General features: G+C 50.9%; 1 protein-coding gene and 1 pseudogene. Both read right to left on the reverse strand.

Annotated elements, in window-relative coordinates:
* Positions 1-69: 69 nt before the first annotated feature.
* A complete protein-coding gene (locus EN935_RS38020; protein WP_127265102.1) occupies positions 70-651 on the reverse strand; it encodes a TRAP transporter small permease in 582 nt (193 codons plus the stop codon).
* Between the two features lie 73 nt (positions 652-724).
* Positions 725-907, reverse strand: a pseudogene (locus EN935_RS41210) (hypothetical protein); the annotation flags it as partial.

Genomic DNA, 907 nt, shown 5'->3' on the forward strand with positions numbered 1-907 from the left:
AACTGCAGCTCCAGCCATATCGTCACCTGTTATCTCAAATACATCTGAGCCGTAATGTTGGTCTGCCGACTAAATGTCGGACTTTGGTAGACCTGCGAGGAGGGAAGCCACCTCAACCTCGGTCTGTTCTCGAATGCTAAGCGTGGTGTTGGTCGTGCGGGATAGGATGGTGTCTGCGATATCGAGAATAGAGAAAAAGATAATGAAAAAGATGCCGACCGTCACGGCTAGATACGGGATACGCATATCCATACCAGTTGAAATGGCTTTTTGATTGGCCATTACGTCCAGGTATTTATAGCTGAAATTTAGTATCAGGCCGAGGAGCAATATTGTCAGAACGTCCACAAAGCGTCGCAACCGCAGCCGGGTTTCCGGGGTGAGCATCATTGTTGCCCAGCGAAACGAAAAATGTTGCCCCCGTTTAGCCGCCACGGCACTTGCCAACATGGCAAACCAAACCAACGCATGACGCGCTGCTTCCTCAGTCCAGGGCAAGGGTAGCTTAAGAACGTAGCGAAACAGGACCTGACTAAATAGGGCAAAGGCCATAAATGTAAGCAACAAGGAGGCAACAACCAATATTAGGCGTTCTACCAAATTGCCAATGTTGCTCAGGCTGCGTTGCAGCGTGTACGGCCAGGTCCTCATCGGATAAACCTTATTGCATTCGATTGTCGGACGGGAGGGAACGACGATCCCTCCCGTTGGATAACGTCGAAAGCTATTTGATGGTTCGGGCAAGGGCGATCAGTTCGGCACCGCCAGGCACACGTTCCTTCATCGCGTCGTAGACGGGAGCCATCTTGGATTTGAATGCCGTCAAATCGTCTACATCAAAGAATTCAAGACCGTGCTTCTTGAGGGGTTCGACCGCACCAGCTTGCACTTCGAGAGTGTGCTCCAC

The sequence above is a fragment of the Mesorhizobium sp. M7D.F.Ca.US.004.03.1.1 genome, assembly GCF_003998635.1.
Taxonomy (GTDB): Bacteria; Pseudomonadota; Alphaproteobacteria; order Rhizobiales; family Rhizobiaceae; genus Mesorhizobium; species Mesorhizobium loti.

Excerpts from the sequence above, each read along its gene's own strand:
- EN935_RS38020 (WP_127265102.1), bottom strand. The coding sequence starts at position 651 with ATGAGGACCTGGCCGTACACGCTGCAACGCAGCCTGAGCAACATTGGC.